The following is a 15432-nucleotide window of genomic DNA, read 5'->3' on the forward strand; positions in this document are numbered from 1 at the left end:
ACCCTCAGGCGATGTCGAACCGGTCCAGGTTCATGACCTTGTCCCACGCCGCCACGAAGTCCTTCACGAACTTCTCCTTCGCGTCGTCGCTCGCGTAGACCTCGGCCACCGCGCGCAGCTCGCTGTTCGAGCCGAACACGAGGTCGGCGCGGGTGCCGGTCCACTTGACCGCGCCCGTGGCGGCGTCACGGCCCTCGAAGGTGTTCTCGTCCTCGGAGGTGGACTTCCACTCCGTACCCAGGTCGAGCAGGTTGACGAAGAAGTCGTTCGTCAGCTTGCCGGGGGTCCCGGTGAGGACGCCGAGGGAGGACTGCTGCCGGGTCACGCCCAGGGCGCGCAGGCCGCCGACGAGGACCGTCATCTCGGGGGCGCTCAGGGTGAGCAGGTTCGCCCGGTCGATGAGCAGGTACTCGGCCGGGAGGCGCGTGCCCTTGCCGAGGTAGTTGCGGAAGCCGTCCGCGGCCGGCTCCAGGGCGGCGAAGGACTCGACGTCCGTCTGCTCCTGGGAGGCGTCCACGCGGCCGGGAGTGAACGGCACCTCGATGTCGTGACCGGCCGCCGCGGCCGCCTTCTCGACCGCGGCGACGCCCGCGAGGACGACGAGGTCGGCGAGGGAGACCTGCTTGCCGTCGTTCTGCTCGGAGTTGAACGACTTCTGTACGCCCTCCAGGACCCGCAGCACCTGCGCCAGCTCGTCCGGGTTGTTGACCGCCCAGTTGCGCTGCGGCTCCAGGCGGATGCGGCCGCCGTTGGCGCCGCCCCGCTTGTCGCTGCCCCGGAAGGAGGAGGCGGCGGCCCAGGCGGCGGACACCAGCTGGGTGACCGTGAGGTCCGAGGCGAGGATGCTCCGCTTGAGGGAGGCGATGTCCGCGGCGTCGACGAGCTCGTACGAGCGCGCCGGCAGCGGGTCCTGCCAGAGGAGCTCCTCGGACGGGACCTCCGGGCCGAGGTACCGCGCGACCGGTCCCAGGTCGCGGTGGGTGAGCTTGTACCAGGCGCGCGCGAACGCGTCGGCGAACTCCGCCGGGTTCTCGTAGAAGCGCCGCGAGATCTGCTCGTAGACCGGGTCGAAGCGCAGCGACAGGTCGGTGGTGAGCATCGTCGGCAGGTGCTTCACGGCCGGGTCGTACGCGTCGGGGACGATCGCCTCGGCGTTCTTCGCGACCCACTGGTGAGCGCCCGCCGGGCTCTTGCTCAGCTCGTACTCGTACTCGAACAGGTTCTTGAAGAACCCGTTGCCCCACTGGGTCGGCGTGGTGGTCCACGTGACCTCGAGGCCGCTGGTGATCGCGTCGGGGCCCTTGCCGCTGCGGTAGGTGCTCTTCCAGCCGAAGCCCTGCTGCTCGAGCGGCGCGGCCTCGGGGTCCGCGCCCACGTGGTCCGCCGGGCCGGCGCCGTGGGTCTTGCCGAAGGTGTGACCGCCCGCGATCAGGGCGACCGTCTCCTCGTCGTTCATCGCCATCCGGCGGAACGTCTCGCGGATGTCGCGGGCCGCGGCGATCGGGTCCGGCGTGCCGTTGGGGCCCTCGGGGTTGACGTAGATGAGACCCATCTGGACCGCGCCGAGCGGGTTCTCCAGCTCGCGGTCGCCGGTGTAGCGCTCGTCGCCGAGCCAGGTGGTCTCGGGGCCCCAGTAGACGTCCTCGTCGGGCTCCCACACGTCCGCGCGGCCACCCGCGAAGCCGAAGGTCTCGAAGCCCATCGACTCCAGGGCGACGTTGCCGGCGAGGATCATGAGGTCGGCCCAGGAGAGGTTGCGGCCGTACTTCTTCTTGACCGGCCACAGCAGGCGGCGGGCCTTGTCCAGGTTGCCGTTGTCCGGCCAGCTGTTCAGCGGCGCGAAGCGCTGCTGGCCGGCCCCGGCGCCGCCGCGGCCGTCGCTGATGCGGTACGTGCCCGCACTGTGCCAGGCCATCCGGATCATGAAGGGGCCGTAGTGGCCGAAGTCGGCGGGCCACCAGTCCTGCGACGTGGTCAGGACCTCCTCGATGTCCCGCTTCACGGCCGGGAGGTCGAGGCTCTCGAACGCCTGGGCGTAGTCGAAGTCCTCGCCCAGCGGGTTGGCCACGGCGGGGTTCTTCGCGAGGATCTTCAGGTTGAGCCGGTTCGGCCACCACTGGCTGTTGCCGCCGCTCTGGGTCGGATGGGCGGCGCGCTCGTGCGCGACCGGGCAGCCGCCCCCGCCCTCCGTCTTGGCGTCTACGACGATCGCGTCGTGGTTCTCAGCGTTCTCAGACATCGGAATCCTTCCGGACCAGCCGCGGCCTCGTCGAAGCGGGACCGGTCATAGGGGTGGGACCAGTCGTACGGCGAGACACGGGGGGACGGCCCGACGCGCGGGCGGGGGCCACTCCGTGGGATCGGTCCTTCACCTCTCCGTCTCCCGCCGTGCTGGAGTCTTCCTGTCCCTTGGCCATCAACGAAACCGATCCTACGATGGACTTAGTCCAAGTCAAGAACCACGCCAAACGTCTGTCCGAGAACCGACGAGCCGAAGAGGTGAGCCGACGTGAACGACCTCCTGGAGCGACTGCGCGCGCGAGGATGGCGGTTGACGTCCCAGCGGCGTGTCGTGGCCGAGGTCCTGGCCGGCGACCACGTGCACCTCACCGCGGACGAGGTCCACGCCCGCGCGGTGGCGCGCCTGCCGGAGATCGCGCGGGCCACCGTCTACAACACGCTCGGCGAACTGGTGGCCCTCGGCGAGGTCGTCGAACTCTCCACCGACGGGCGCGCGAAGCGCTACGACCCGAACGCGCACCGCCCCCACCAGCACCTGGTCTGCTCCGGCTGCGGGATCATCCGGGACGTCCACCCGGCGGGGGACCCGCTGGACGTCCTGCCGCCCACCGAGCGCTTCGGCTTCACCGTCTCGAAGGCCGACGTGACGTACCGGGGGCTGTGCCCGGCCTGTGGGGTGTGACCACCCGTGGGGGGGTGTGCCCGGCCCGCGTCCGGCCGGGGTTCGCCCGGCCCGCGCGCGACTGCCGACGGGTCCTGCCCGGCCCGCGCGTGACCGGCGACGGGGCCGCGCCCGGTCCGCGTCCGACCGCCGGCTTCGCCGCGGGACGCGAGGAGCCCCTCCACCGTCACCGGTGAAGGGGCTCTCGCGTGTGTCCGCGGCCGGTGGCCGGCGGTGACTACTTCAGGACGGCGAGGGCCGCGTCGTAGCTGGGCTCCTCGGCGATCTCGCCGACCAGCTCGGCGTGCAGGACCTGGTCGTTCTCGTCGAGGACGACGACGGCACGGGCGGTGAGGCCGGCCAGCGGGCCGTCGGCGATCTCCACGCCGTAGTTGGTGTGGAACTCGCGGCCGCGGAGGGTCGACAGGTTCTTCACGTTCTCGAGGCCCTCGGCGCCGCAGAAGCGCGCCTGGGCGAAGGGCAGGTCGGCGGAGATGCAGAGAACGACGGTGTTCTCCAGCTCGCCGGCCTTCGCGTTGAACGCGCGGACGGAGGAGGCGCACGTCGGGGTGTCGACGCTCGGGAAGATGTTGAGGACCTTGCGCAGGCCGGCGTAGTCCTTCAGCGACTTGTCCGCCAGGCCGTCGGCGACGAGCGTGAAGTCGGGGGCCTGGCTGCCGGGCAGCGGCAGGGCGCCGTTGACCTGAACCGGGTTGCCCTTCAGCGTGACCTGGGCCATGGAGATCTCCTTCGGACGGTGTAAACGGCAACGTGGGGTATCGGGGGAATCGTACGGCGTACGGACCTGCGGAAACGAAACGGGCACCACCGGAGAGTCACGACCCCCTACGCAGAGCCGCCGACCACGGGCACGACAACGCTGTCGCACCCCTTGACGGCCCTTTAATTCACTCCTTAAATCATGTGCGCGACGAAGTGGCTCGACCTGCCCCCCACACCCCCACGGAAGAGAGAGTCATGCCCTCCTCCCGCTCACGCCTACGCCCGCTGGCCACGGCGGTCACCGCCCTCGCCCTCGCCCTGGCCGTCGCGGCGCCCGGCCCCGGGTCCGCCGGGGCCGGCGGTCCCGCCGAGGCGACCGCGCCCGCGGCAGAGGCGGCCGCCGTCACCTTCTCCGACGACTTCGACGGACCGGCCGGCGCCGCCGTGGACGGCACGCGGTGGCAGATCGAGACCGGCGACAACGTCGACAACCACGAGCGGCAGTACTACACGGCCGGCAACCGCAACGCCGCCCTCGACGGCCAGGGCCACCTGGTGATCACCGCCCGCAAGGAGAACCCGGGCAACTACGCCTGCTGGTACGGCCGGTGCGAGTACACCTCCGCGCGACTGAACACCGCCGGCCGCTTCACCACCCGGTACGGACACGTCGAGGCCCGCATGAAGGTGCCGCGCGGCCAGGGCATGTGGCCCGCCTTCTGGATGCTCGGCGACGACATCGGTCAGGTCGGGTGGCCGTCCTCGGGCGAGATCGACGTCATGGAGAACGTCGGCTTCGAGCCCTCCACCGTCCACGGCACCCTCCACGGCCCCGGCTACTCGGGCTCCGGCGGCATCGGCGCCGCGTACACCCTGCCCGGCGGGCAGCCCTTCGCCGACGCCTTCCACACCTTCGCCGTGGACTGGTCGCCGGGCCGCGTCACCTGGTCCGTGGACGGCACGGCCTACCAGACCCGCACCCCCGCCGACCTGGGCGGACGGACCTGGGTCTTCGACAAGCCGTTCTTCCTCATCCTCAACCTCGCCGTCGGCGGCTACTGGCCCGGCGACCCGGACGGCTCCACCGCCTTCCCCCAGCAGCTCGTCGTCGACCACGTCCGCGTCACCACCGCCGACAGCCCCACGACGGCCGGCCCGATCACCGGCATCGGCGGCAAGTGCGTCGACGTCGCCGGCGCGAACACCGCGAACGGCACCCCCGTCCAGCTCTACGACTGCAACGGCACCCCCGCGCAGCAGTGGACCGTCGCGTCCGACGGCACCGTTCGCGCCCTCGGCAAGTGCCTGGACGTCACCTCCGCCGGCACCGCCGACGGCACCCCCGTCCAACTCTGGGAGTGCAACGGCACGGAAGCCCAGCGCTGGACCGCCGACACCACCCGCGACATCGTCAACCCCCGCTCCGGCAAGTGCCTCGACGCCACCGGCAACAGCTCCGCCAACGGCACCCGCCTGCAGATCCGGACCTGCTCCGGCGGCGCCAACCAGAAGTGGACGGTGACCCGCTGACCGCCTGACGCGCCGCGACCGGTCCGCCTCAGGCCCGGTGGGCCGTGCGGCCGGCGCCGAAGCGGGACGGGGGCAGGCCGAAGGCGCGGGTGAACGCGGCGGTGAAGGCGGCGGGGGAGGAGTAGCCGAGACGGGTGGCGACCCCGGTCACCGACGCGGTACGGAGGAGGGGGACGGCGGCGAGGAGACGGGCACGGGCCCGCCAGACGGCGGGGCTCTCGCCGGTCTCCGCGCGGAAGCGCCGGGTGAAGGCCCGCTCGCTGAGGGCGGTGCGGGCCGCCCAGTCCGTGTTGGTGACGCCGGCGTCAGGCGAGTCCAGGTAGGCGCGGCACAGTGCCGCGAGGTCGTCGGAGGCCGGAATGCCGACGTGGAAGGGCAGCGGGGCGCGCGCGGCGATCTCGTGCAGGAGCAGGGTGGCGACGGCGCCCTCCCGGCCGGCGACGCTGTAGTCGGCCGGGAACTCGGCCGCGGAGAGCAGCAGTTCACGCAGCAGCGGCGGCACGTCCACGACCGTGCAGCGAGCCGGCCACCACGGAACGGCGCCGGGTTCCACGTACAGGCTCCGGGTGCTCACGCCCAGCATCCGCACGCGGTGGAGGGTGGCGGGCGGGATGAGCACGGCCCGCTCGGGCGGCACGGTCCAGGTGCCGTCCGCCGTGTCGACGACCATCACGCCGGTCGCCCCGTACAGGAACTGCGCGCGCCGGTGCTCGTGCCAGTCGAGGACGTGGCCGGTCGCGTAGTCGGTGCCGAGGGGCAGGACGGCCCGGTCGACGTGGTCGACGTCGTCCAGCGGGATGTTCTTCACCGGCTCCAGCGTAGTGGCCGAGACGCGAAGGAACCGCGCCGACCATCGCATGCGGGCACGGGCCGTGGACTGGTGGGATCGACCCATGGACATGGACTTGCCGGTGCTGACGGCGATCGGGCTCCTCACCGGAGCGACGACCGTGCTGTTCGGGTTCGGCGGCGGATTCGTCGCCGTCCCCGTCGTGGTGTGGGCGGACACCGCCCTCGGAACGGACGCGATCCGCGTGGCCACGGCCACCTCGGCCCTGGTGATGGTGGTGAGCGCGGCCTTCGCCACGGCCGTCACCCCACGGCGGGTCCTCCTCGCCCTGCGCGGCACCGGCCCCCTCCTCGCCCTCCTCGCGACCGGTGCCTGCCTCGGGGCCTGCGCCACCCGCTTCGCCCCGCCGGCCCTCGCCCGCTGGGCCTTCGTCGCCTACATCGCCGCCACGGCCCTCGACCTGCTGCTCCGCCCCGGCTTCCTCCGCCCCTCGACCCGGCCCGGCGAGGCACCGGGGAAGACCGCGACGCGCCCCGACCCTGCGCCGGAGGGCACCGGTTCGCGACCCGGTTCCGCGCCGGAAAGCATCACGACGCGATCCGTCCCGACGCCGGACGGCACCACGACCCGACCCGAGCCCGCGCCGGAGGGCACCACGAAGCGATCCGACCCGGCGCCCGACGGCGCCGCCGCACGACCCCGGTCCGCGCAGGGCGACACCCGCCGGCCGCTGCCCGCCACCGCCGGCCTCCCCATCGGCGCGGTCGCCGCCTTCCTCGGCGTGGGAGGCAGCGTCATGACGGTCCCCGCGCTGCGCCGGGCCGGGCACCCCATGCGGTTGGCGACCGCCCTCGCCAACCCCCTCACGCTCGCCATCGCGCTCCCCGCCGTCCTGGTCTCCCTCGCCGGCTCCCCGCCGCTCGCCGCCACGACGGCGCACAGCGGCCTCGTGGGCCTCGTCGATCCGTACGCCGCCGCCTCTCTGCTCCTCGGCGCGCTCCCGGTCATCGCCCTGCTCCACCGCCGTCCGCCCCGCATCCCGGACCGCACGCACGCCTGGGCGTACATCGCCCTGCTCGCCGTCGTGGCGCTCGCGATGCTGCTGCCGGACCTGACGCCCGACGCCGGGGTCACCGGCTGACCGCACCTCGTCCAGAGGGCGTTGTCAGTGCCGTGGGCAAGGATGCTCCCCATGACGATCACTCCCGCCGATGAGGCGCCCGCCGGCCTGCCCGGACTCTCCAGCACCGCCGAGTACGAGGCCGCCGTCGAGCGGCTTCGGGAGGCGTCCCGCACGTACTTCGGCGCGGGGTACAGCCTGATGGACGACGCGACGTACGACCGGCTCCTCCTCGCGGTGAAGGCCTGGGAGGCCGGGCACCCCGACACCGTCGTCGTGGGCACCCCGACGGGTCGCGTGGCCGACGGTGCCGCGCCGGCCGGCGACGTCGCGCACACCACGCGCCTGCTCAGCCTCGACAACGTCTTCACCCCCGCGGAACTGGAGGCCTGGGGCGCGTCGCTCCGGCGCCGCCTCGGACACGAGCCGGCGGGAGGGTTCACCGTCGAGCCGAAGATGGACGGCGCGGCCATAGCCGCCCGCTACCGCGACGGGCGGCTCGTGCAGATCATCACCCGGGGCGACGGCACCCGGGGCGAGGACGTCAGCCACGTCATCGGCACGATCACGGGCCTCCCCGAGCAGCTGGCCGCACCGCTCACCTTCGAGGCGCGAGGCGAAGTCCTCTTCACCCAGGAGCAGTTCGAAGCGGCGAACGAGGTGCGCACGGCACACGGCGCCGGCGTCTTCGTCAATCCGCGCAACGGGGCCGCGGGCACCCTCCGGGCGAAGGACCGGCCCTACCGCCTGGAGATGACCTTCTGGGCGTACGGCGCTGTCGCGCTCGACGGCGGCGATTTCCCGCCCGCCGCGGCCACCCACGCCGAGACGCTGGCCGCGGTGGAGCGGGCGGGGGTGCGGACGACGGCCGCGACCCCGGCCGGACTGCACGTGGTGGCCACGCTGGCCGAGGCCCGGCAGCGGGTCGACGCGATCGCCGCGATGCGCTCCGCCCTGCCGTTCGGCATCGACGGCGTCGTCATCAAGGCCGACAGCGCCGCCGAGCAGGCCGCGGCCGGGCTCGGCAGCCGCTTCCCGTACTGGGCCATCGCCTTCAAGCTGCCCGCCGTCGAGCGGCAGACGGTGCTGCGGGACGTGATCTGGGAGGTCGGCCGGACGGGCGTCCTCGCACCCACCGCGATCCTCGCCCCCGTCGAGCTCGACGGCTCCACCGTCACCCGCGCCACCCTGCACAACCCCGCCGACATCCTCCGGCGCGACCTCCACCTCGGCGACACCGTGACGGTCCACAAGGCCGGCGACATCATCCCGCGCGTCCAGGCCGCCGTCGTCGAGCTCCGTCCGCAGGACGCCGTACCGGTCCCGCTGCCGTCGGAATGCCCCCACTGCGGAGGGGAGATCGACCGGAGCCAGGAGCGCTGGCGCTGCGCCAAGGGCACCGCCTGCGCGCTGGCACCGCTGATCGAGTACGCGGCCGGGCGCGACATCCTGGACATCGACGGCCTCGGCAGGAAGTACGTCGACGCGCTCATCGCAGGCGGCGAAGTGCGCGACGTCGCCGACCTGTTCACCCTCACCGAGGAGCAGCTCACAGCCGCCTCCGGCAGCGCCAAGCGGGGCGCGAAACTGGCCGAGCAGATTCGGATCGCCAGGTCACGGCCCCTCAGCCGGGTCTTCTGCGCGCTGGGCATACCGGGTACGGGACGGAGCATGTCCCGGCGGATCGCCGCGCACTTCGGCACGATGGAGGCGATCCGCGCCGCTGACGCGGCCGTCCTTCAGGACGTCGAGGGCATCGGTCCCGAGAAGGCGCCGGTCGTCGTCGAGCAGGTCGCCGCGCTCGCCCCGGTCATCGACAAGCTGATCGCCGCCGGCGTCACCATGACCGAGCCGCGGCCGGACAGCGCCGAGGCACCGGTCGACGGGCCCCTGACCGGCAGGACCGTCGTGGTGACGGGGAAGATGACGGGCCCGCTCGACGGCTGGGGGCGCTCCGAGATGGGCGCGCTGATCGAGAAGGCCGGAGGGCGCGTGGGCAGCGGCGTCAACTCCCGCACCACGTATCTGGTCGCCGCGCCGTCCGCGAGCGGAAAGCCGAGCTCGAAGGCGGTCAAGGCCCAGGAGCTCGGCGTCGAGGTCCTCACCCCGGAGGCCTTCGCCGCCCTCGTGGCCGCCTGCCTGGACTGAGGGCCGGCGCCTCCCGTTTCCCCGGAGCCCCGGCGGGCGCCCGCACGGTTCACCCGGCGAGGGGCGCGTCGTCGACCGGACCGCCCGCGGCCCCGAGCAGGGCCGCGATCTCGGTGAAGCCGCGCCGCCCTCACCCTCACCCCCGCCGCCTGGCCCCGGACCGCCGGCCCGGCCCTCCGCGTCACCAGGTCCGTGCCGCGTCGATGAGCAGGTCACGCACCCGGGTGACATCGGGGTTGTCCGGCCGGCCGGGGCGCTGGACGAGATAGCCGGTGTTGATGGGGGGATCCTCGGGCTCGCACAGCAGGACGACAGCACCCGCGTCGAGCTCGGCCTCGCAGAGGTACCGCGGCAGCACCGCGAACCCGGCTCCGGCGGTGACCGCCGCGAGGACACCGCGCAGATCGGGCACGGTCACGGCGGCGGGGCACGAGAGCCGGGCCCCGAAGACGTGGCGCCAGTAGCGGCGCGCGATGGGCAGGTCCTCCGCGTAACTGACCAGCGGGACCGCGTGCAGCGCCGCAGGCCCCTCGCGGACGACGCGTTCCCTCACGCGGTCCGCCCAGACCGGGGCGGCCACGAGGACGAACTCCTCGTCCATCAGCGGCACGGAGAGCAACGTCCGCCCGCGGGGCCGGAAGGTCGCGACGACCAGGTCGTACCGCCCCGCGCGCAGCTCCTCCAGGAGCGCGTCCGTCAGCCCCGGCGTCACCCGCAGCCGCACGCCTTCGGCGGCCGCCGGGCCGAGCACGGGCAGGACCCGCGTGCACAGCAGTTCCGCGGGCCCCGCCAGGTGCACCGGTGCGCGCCGTTCGTCGCGCGACTCGTCCTGCCCGGTCGCCGCGGCGAGCGCGTCCAGCGGGGTGGCGACGCGCGCCGCCAGGTCGTGGGCGACCGGGGTCGCCGCGACCCCCCGCGGCAGCCGCGCGAACAGCTCCCTTCCCGTCTGCCGCTCCAAGGACCGGATCTGCGCCGTCACCGTCGGCTGCGACAGACCGAGCAGCCCCGCGGCCGCCGTGAACGACCCGGACCGGTAGACGGCCAGGAACGTACGCAACAGGTTCAGATCCGACACGGGAGCGGCACCGGAAACCGGCGACGCGGGCACCGGGCCATCAGGATTCACATGCGCCACCCCGCCACACTACCGATCTGCCTATGGGTGCGGGGCGTGCCGTCGCCGGTGGGGGCCCGGCCCGGTCAGCCCAGCATCCTGACGACCTCGGCCGCGAGCGGCGCGGAGGACGCGGGGTTCTGTCCGGTGACGAGGTTGCGGTCCACGACCACGTTCGGCGCCCACGGCTCGCCCACCCGCACCTCGACACCGGCCTCGACGAGCCGCGACTCGAGCAGCCACTTCGCCTTGTCCGCCAACCCGGCCTGCGTCTCCTCGGCATCGGTGAACGCGGCGACCTCGTAGCCGGCGAAGGCGTTCGTGCCGTCCGGCCGCGTGGCGGCGAGCAGTGCCGCCGGACCGTGGCACACGACCGCGAGCGGCTTGCCGGACTCCAGCGCGTCGATCAGCAGCCTCCCGGACGTGGCGTCGACGGCGAGGTCCTCCATCGGCCCGTGCCCACCGGGGTAGAAGACGGCGTCGTACTCGGCCGGATCGACATCGTCCAGCCGGATCGGCCGCTTCAGCTCCTCCATCGAAGCGAGCACGGCGGCGATCCTGTCCGCCCCCTCCTGCCCACCGTTGACCTCGGGCGCGAGGCTGCCCCGGTCCACCGTCGGCACCACACCCCCGGGCGTCGCCACGACCACCTCGTACCCGGCCGCCGTCAACGCCTCGTACGGCGCCACCGCCTCCTCCGCCCAGAACCCCGTCGGGTGCTTCGTACCGTCCGCGAGCGTCCAGTGGTCGACGCCGGTCATCACGAAAAGGATCTTCGACATACTCTCGCTCCAGGCAAGCGGGCCCCCAGGGCCCGACGATCAGGACTCCCCGCCCCGACGCGTCCCCTCGGACCGTCGACGCGGCGATGTCCTCGAACGTAGACCCGTCCCGGAACCGCCACCAATGGAGAACCCGATGCCCGGCATCGGGATTCCGATGGCTCCGCGGGGAATACCCCCGCCCCGACCGCACCCTCGCCGCGCGCCCGACGGCTGAGCCGCGGGGTCAGCCTTCGCCGGAACGGCGCCGGCGGGGCACGGTGACGGCGTACGGCCTCCTGGGCGGACCGCTGAAGCGGACGGGGACACCGGGGGAGTACAGCACGCTGACGGGCTCGCCGAGAGGGCGGGGGAATCCGGCGGCGGTGAGGAGGCTCTCGTCGAGGGAGACGAGCCGGGCGCGGTGCAGGGGCCACCGGGGGTGGGTGTTCGGGAGGTAGAGCGGCCGTCCGCGGAAGGAGCTGTGCATGCCCCAGCGTGCCGTCAGGAAGTGCTCGAGCGGGGTGGGCTCCTCGACCCGTTCCCCGACGTCCACCGAGATCGCGCTGTGCGCCCCGCGCGGGCCCGGCCACCGCCGCCTGCTGCTGTACGTGACGGTGCCGCCGTCGTTCCTGATGCTCATCCTGGACCAGACGTACGGCAGCCGGAACGCCCACCGGCCGACGGCCACCGGCAGCAGGCGGGACGCGTCGAGCGAGCGGAAGACCACCCCACGGCGCCCGTGGCCGTCCACGGAGTACAGCCGGACGTTGGTCTCGGGAAAGGTGCCGAGGTACGGGAGTCCCGGGAGCCGGAACCAGCCGACGCGGTGCATCCGGAACGCGACGAGCCCCACGTACGTGACCCCGTCGAGAGTGTCCGGCACCGTGCCGGCCGGCAGCAGCGGCGCCACCTCGGCGGGCTCCACCGGCCAGTGCAGGAACGCCAGGTCGAGCCATGACTGGGTCAGCAGGGTGAGATCCGCGCGGTCCGGCGGGTCGGCCGATATGGGTTCGGGCCCCATGGCGGGCGGCGTCTGCTGCATCGCAGCAGTATCCAGGATCGTGCGGGGAGGACGGGGCCGCTCCGGGCGGCCGCTCCCCTCCGGTTCCCCGGGCCGGGCCGGGAGCCCGCTGCCTTCCCGACCTGGTCGTTCCTCTTCGCTCACCGAGGCCGGGCCGTGAGCCCGCTGCCTTCCCGACCTGGTCGTTCCTCTCCGATTCCCCGGCCGGGGCGCGAACCCGGCGGCCCCTCCCGAGCCCGCGTGGCGCGCCCGGGACGGACCGGATGGCCGGGGAGGATGGGGAAATGCGCGGCGCTGGTGGTGTGAGGGACGGGTGGACGCCCACGGCGGGACGGACCGCCCGGAGCTTCGGCCGGGGACGGGCGTGGGCCCTCGGTCACGGCGCCGCGCCGCGCGGGCCCGGACGGCCGGTTCGTGGGGCGGGCGCGCGATGAGTCCGGCGTCGGCGTTGGAGCCGGAGCTGTTCGACGCGACGATCGCGGCGGTCGCGCTGCTCGCCGGGCCGGAGCACCGGCTGATCTACACGAACGAGGCCTTCACCCGGCTGTTCGGCCCGCGGCCGATCGGACTGCCGGCCCGGGAGGCGTTCCCGGACCCGGACTCGGGGCGGTTCCTGTCCGTGCTCGCCGACGTGCGGGCCACGGGACGGGCGCGCCAGGTCACGGGAGCTCGCGAGGTCGACCCGGGCGCCGTCGACCAGGCGGCCCGCTTCGTCTACTCCTGCAGCCCCGTCACCACGCGCCAGGGCGCCGGGGTCCTGGTGGTGGCGATGGACACGACGCCGGAGAGCCGCGCGCTCCAGCGGTACCAGGCCCTCGTGTCGGCCGTCTCGCAGATGGTCTGGGTGGTGCACGACGACGGTTCCATGGAGGAGGTCGTCCCCGGCTGGCAGCAGCTCACCGGAGCGCCGTGGCACGGCCGGGCGGACGAAAGCTGGTACGCCTTCATCCACCCGCGCGACCGGGAGAAGCTGAGCGGGGCGTGGCGCGCGGCAGCCGGGTCCGGGGGCACCGGCGTCTTCCAGAGCACGTTCCGGGTCAGGGCGGTCGACGGCTCGTACCGCCATCTGTCCACGCGGTGCGTCCCCGTCCTGCACGAGGGCCGTGTCGCCGAGTGGATCGCGGCGACCGCCGACGTCGAGGACACCTGGGGCACGCACCTGCGGGAGAGCCTGCTGGCGCGGGTGGCGGCGGCGTCCGGCGGGAGCCCCGAGGAGGCGTTCGCCGCCGTGGTGAAGGTGGTGGTGCCCGAACTGGCGGACGCGTGCCTGATCCTGCTGCTCTCCCACCAGGAGTGGCCGCTGCCGGAGAACGCCACGGTCACCGCCCGCCGCGTCGCCTCCGCCACCCGCCCCGGCCTGCCCGCCCCGCCGGCGCTGCGGGGGCAGCGGGTCACGGTCACCGCGACCGTGCGCGAGGTGCTGGAGCGTCGCGCGCCCCGGACGTTCCTCCTCCCGGAGGGCGGCCCCGTGCCGCCCGACCTCGTCCCGGCGGTCACCGAGCGGTGGCTCGTCGCCGCGGGTGCGACGAGCCTGACGCTCGTCCCGCTCGTCGTGGAGGACATCGTCCTGGGCTACGCGGCCACCAGCACCAACGGGGACACCCCCGTCCCCGCACCCGCCGACGTCGAACTGCTGCGGGAGGTGCTGCACCACGCCCAGCGGCCGATCCGCAAGGCCGTCGACCTCCAGCAGGCGCGCCGTACCGCCCTCGACCTCCAGCGGGCCCACCTCACCAGGCCACCCGACGTCCCCGGCGCGAGCCTCGCCGCCTGCTACCAGCCCGCCAGCTCCTCGCACGAGATCGGCGGCGACTGGTACGACGCGATCGTCCACCCGGACGGCGTCCTCGTCCTCGACATCGGCGACGTCGCCGGCCACGACCTCGCCGCCGCCACCGCGATGGGCCAGCTCCGCAGCATGCTCCGCGCCCTCGCCTGGCACAAGGGCCCCGACCGCACGCCCGCCACCGTGCTCTCCATGCTCGACGACGTCGCCGAAGGCCTCGCCGGAGCTCCCTTCACCACCGCCGTCCACACCCACCTCCGCCGCCGCCCGGACGGCACCTGGCACATGACCTGGTCCAACGCCGGCCACCCGCCGCCCCTGCTCGTCCCCGCGCACGGAACCCCGCGTTTCCTCACCGGCGGCGGAGAGGACCCGCCCCTGTGCGTGGGGCCCCGCATCGCCCGTACGAGTCACCAGGACGTGCTCGCGCCCGGCGACACCCTCCTCCACTACACGGACGGACTCGTCGAATCCCGCACGGGCTCGCTCGAAGACGGCCAACGACGCCTCGCCGAGGCCGCTGCCCGCCACCGCGACGAACCTCTCCCCGAGCTGCTCCGCCTTCTCGACGACCTGTCCGACCACCGCGACGACACCGCGATGATCGCCTTCCGCGCCGGCCCCGCCCCCACCTCGTCGGACGCGTCGACGCCACCGCGATGACCGGCTTCCACGCCGGCGCAGGCGCACTGCCCCGTCCCTCGCGGGACGCGTCCGGGCGGGTGAGGGCAGGCGAGTCCGGCCGCCCTCGCCGCGGGGCGGGTCGAGGGCGGCGACGTCCGCCGCGTAAATCCTTCGACACCGGCCGCGGTGATCGGGGACCCTTCGCACGGTGACCACCATCGATGACACGCCGCCCGCGTGGGACGAGCGCACCCAGCTCACCACGTTCCTCGACTACACCCGTGACACCGCCCGCGCCAAGTGCGAGGGCGTCTCGGCGGAGGACGCCCGCAGGGCGCTCCTGCCCGGCTCGCCGCTGATGACCCTGTGCGGTGTGATCAACCACCTGCGCTGGGTCGAGTACTACTGGTTCCAGGTGGTCTTCCTCGGCGAGGAGGACCAGGGCCCCTGGACGGAGGAGGACCCCGACCGCGAGATGCGGATCGCCGTCGACTTCCCGCTCACGCAGTTGCTCGACGAGTACGCCGAACAGAGCGCCCGCTACCGCGAACTGGTCGCCGGCAACGCCCTGGACAGCCAGGCGAAGCGCCCCGTCCGCAACGGTCTCCACGTCGACCTGCGCTGGATCCTCCTCCACCTCACCGAGGAGACGGCCCGTCACAACGGCCACCTCGACATCCTGCGGGAGATGCTCGACGGCACGACCGGCTGAGGCCACCCGCCCGCGCGCGGGCCGGCGGCGGCGGTCCCAGGCGACAGGTCGACTTGCGGCGGTGACCCGGGGGCGTCGTCCCGACCCGCGGCACCCCGTCACCTGTCCTCCCGGAACTGATGCCTCATCACCGAGGAGAGAGCCCCGTGCCTTCCCGGCCCGCCCCGTGAAGACGCCTCCGCGTGAAGGCACCTCCGC

The 15432-nt window shown here is 73.7% G+C and carries 12 protein-coding genes; 6 read left to right on the top strand and 6 right to left on the bottom strand.

Translation table 11 applies throughout. From position 1 onward, the window contains the following. Positions 1-4: 4 nt before the first annotated feature. Complete coding sequence (gene katG / locus AC067A_RS13765) at positions 5-2239, bottom strand: catalase/peroxidase HPI (protein ID WP_478618959.1); 2235 nt, start codon at positions 2237-2239, stop codon at positions 5-7. 270 nt (positions 2240-2509) lie between these two features. Between katG and AC067A_RS13770 the strand changes: the two genes are divergently transcribed. Further along, a complete protein-coding gene (locus AC067A_RS13770; protein WP_478618962.1) occupies positions 2510-2923 on the top strand; it encodes a Fur family transcriptional regulator in 414 nt (137 codons plus the stop codon). Positions 2924-3140: 217 nt separating this feature from the next. Here the strand turns inward: AC067A_RS13770 and tpx are convergent, their stop codons facing one another. Then, positions 3141-3641: a thiol peroxidase gene (gene tpx / locus AC067A_RS13775; RefSeq protein ID WP_478618965.1), complete on the bottom strand. Its 501-nt coding sequence runs from the start codon at positions 3639-3641 to the stop codon at positions 3141-3143. 239 nt (positions 3642-3880) lie between these two features. Here tpx and AC067A_RS13780 point away from each other — a divergent pair, with 239 nt between their 5' ends. Beyond that, positions 3881-5155 (top strand): RICIN domain-containing protein, encoded by a 1275-nt coding sequence (locus tag AC067A_RS13780; RefSeq protein WP_478618967.1) that lies wholly within the window; start codon positions 3881-3883, stop codon positions 5153-5155. Between the two features lie 28 nt (positions 5156-5183). On the opposite strand, the gene AC067A_RS13785 is transcribed toward AC067A_RS13780, so the two are convergent. Beyond that, on the bottom strand, positions 5184-5963 hold the full coding sequence (locus AC067A_RS13785; RefSeq protein ID WP_478618970.1) for an AraC family transcriptional regulator: 780 nt from the start codon (positions 5961-5963) through the stop codon (positions 5184-5186). An 85-nt stretch (positions 5964-6048) separates the two neighbouring features. Here AC067A_RS13785 and AC067A_RS13790 point away from each other — a divergent pair, with 85 nt between their 5' ends. Next, positions 6049-7086 carry a sulfite exporter TauE/SafE family protein gene (locus tag AC067A_RS13790; RefSeq protein ID WP_478618973.1) on the top strand — a complete coding sequence of 346 codons (1038 nt, stop codon included), beginning with the start codon at positions 6049-6051 and terminating at the stop codon, positions 7084-7086. Between the two features lie 51 nt (positions 7087-7137). Further along, the gene (ligA, locus tag AC067A_RS13795) at positions 7138-9213 is read left to right on the top strand and encodes an NAD-dependent DNA ligase LigA (RefSeq protein ID WP_478618976.1); all 2076 of its coding nucleotides are present in this window, start codon (positions 7138-7140) and stop codon (positions 9211-9213) included. Between the two features lie 181 nt (positions 9214-9394). On the opposite strand, the gene AC067A_RS13800 is transcribed toward ligA, so the two are convergent. From AC067A_RS13800 to AC067A_RS13810, 3 genes are all read right to left on the bottom strand, one after another. Beyond that, a complete protein-coding gene (locus tag AC067A_RS13800; protein WP_478618978.1) occupies positions 9395-10288 on the bottom strand; it encodes a LysR family transcriptional regulator in 894 nt (297 codons plus the stop codon). A 125-nt stretch (positions 10289-10413) separates the two neighbouring features. Further along, positions 10414-11109, bottom strand: coding sequence for a type 1 glutamine amidotransferase domain-containing protein (locus AC067A_RS13805; protein WP_478618981.1), 696 nt, complete (start codon positions 11107-11109; stop codon positions 10414-10416). A gap of 226 nt (positions 11110-11335) precedes the next feature. Then, a complete protein-coding gene (locus AC067A_RS13810; protein WP_478618984.1) occupies positions 11336-12133 on the bottom strand; it encodes a YqjF family protein in 798 nt (265 codons plus the stop codon). A 409-nt stretch (positions 12134-12542) separates the two neighbouring features. Here AC067A_RS13810 and AC067A_RS13815 point away from each other — a divergent pair, with 409 nt between their 5' ends. Both AC067A_RS13815 and AC067A_RS13820 read left to right on the top strand, forming a co-directional pair. Beyond that, positions 12543-14561: a SpoIIE family protein phosphatase gene (locus tag AC067A_RS13815; RefSeq protein WP_478618987.1), complete on the top strand. Its 2019-nt coding sequence runs from the start codon at positions 12543-12545 to the stop codon at positions 14559-14561. Between the two features lie 169 nt (positions 14562-14730). After that, positions 14731-15234 carry a DinB family protein gene (locus AC067A_RS13820; RefSeq protein WP_478618990.1) on the top strand — a complete coding sequence of 168 codons (504 nt, stop codon included), beginning with the start codon at positions 14731-14733 and terminating at the stop codon, positions 15232-15234. Positions 15235-15432: the final 198 nt, after the last annotated feature.

Source organism: Streptomyces sp. NPDC043176, assembly GCF_056436715.1.

Bases quoted from the DNA above. Each gene is read 5' to 3' on its own strand.
- katG (WP_478618959.1), bottom strand. From the start codon at position 2,239: ATGTCTGAGAACGCTGAGAACCACGACGCGATCGTCGTAGACGCCAAG.
- tpx (WP_478618965.1), bottom strand. From the start codon at position 3,641: ATGGCCCAGGTCACGCTGAAGGGCAACCCGGTTCAGGTCAACGGCGCC.
- AC067A_RS13780 (WP_478618967.1), top strand. From the start codon at position 3,881: ATGCCCTCCTCCCGCTCACGCCTACGCCCGCTGGCCACGGCGGTCACC.
- AC067A_RS13790 (WP_478618973.1), top strand. From the start codon at position 6,049: ATGGACATGGACTTGCCGGTGCTGACGGCGATCGGGCTCCTCACCGGA.
- ligA (WP_478618976.1), top strand. From the start codon at position 7,138: ATGACGATCACTCCCGCCGATGAGGCGCCCGCCGGCCTGCCCGGACTC.
- AC067A_RS13805 (WP_478618981.1), bottom strand. From the start codon at position 11,109: ATGTCGAAGATCCTTTTCGTGATGACCGGCGTCGACCACTGGACGCTC.
- AC067A_RS13810 (WP_478618984.1), bottom strand. From the start codon at position 12,133: ATGCAGCAGACGCCGCCCGCCATGGGGCCCGAACCCATATCGGCCGAC.
- AC067A_RS13815 (WP_478618987.1), top strand. From the start codon at position 12,543: ATGAGTCCGGCGTCGGCGTTGGAGCCGGAGCTGTTCGACGCGACGATC.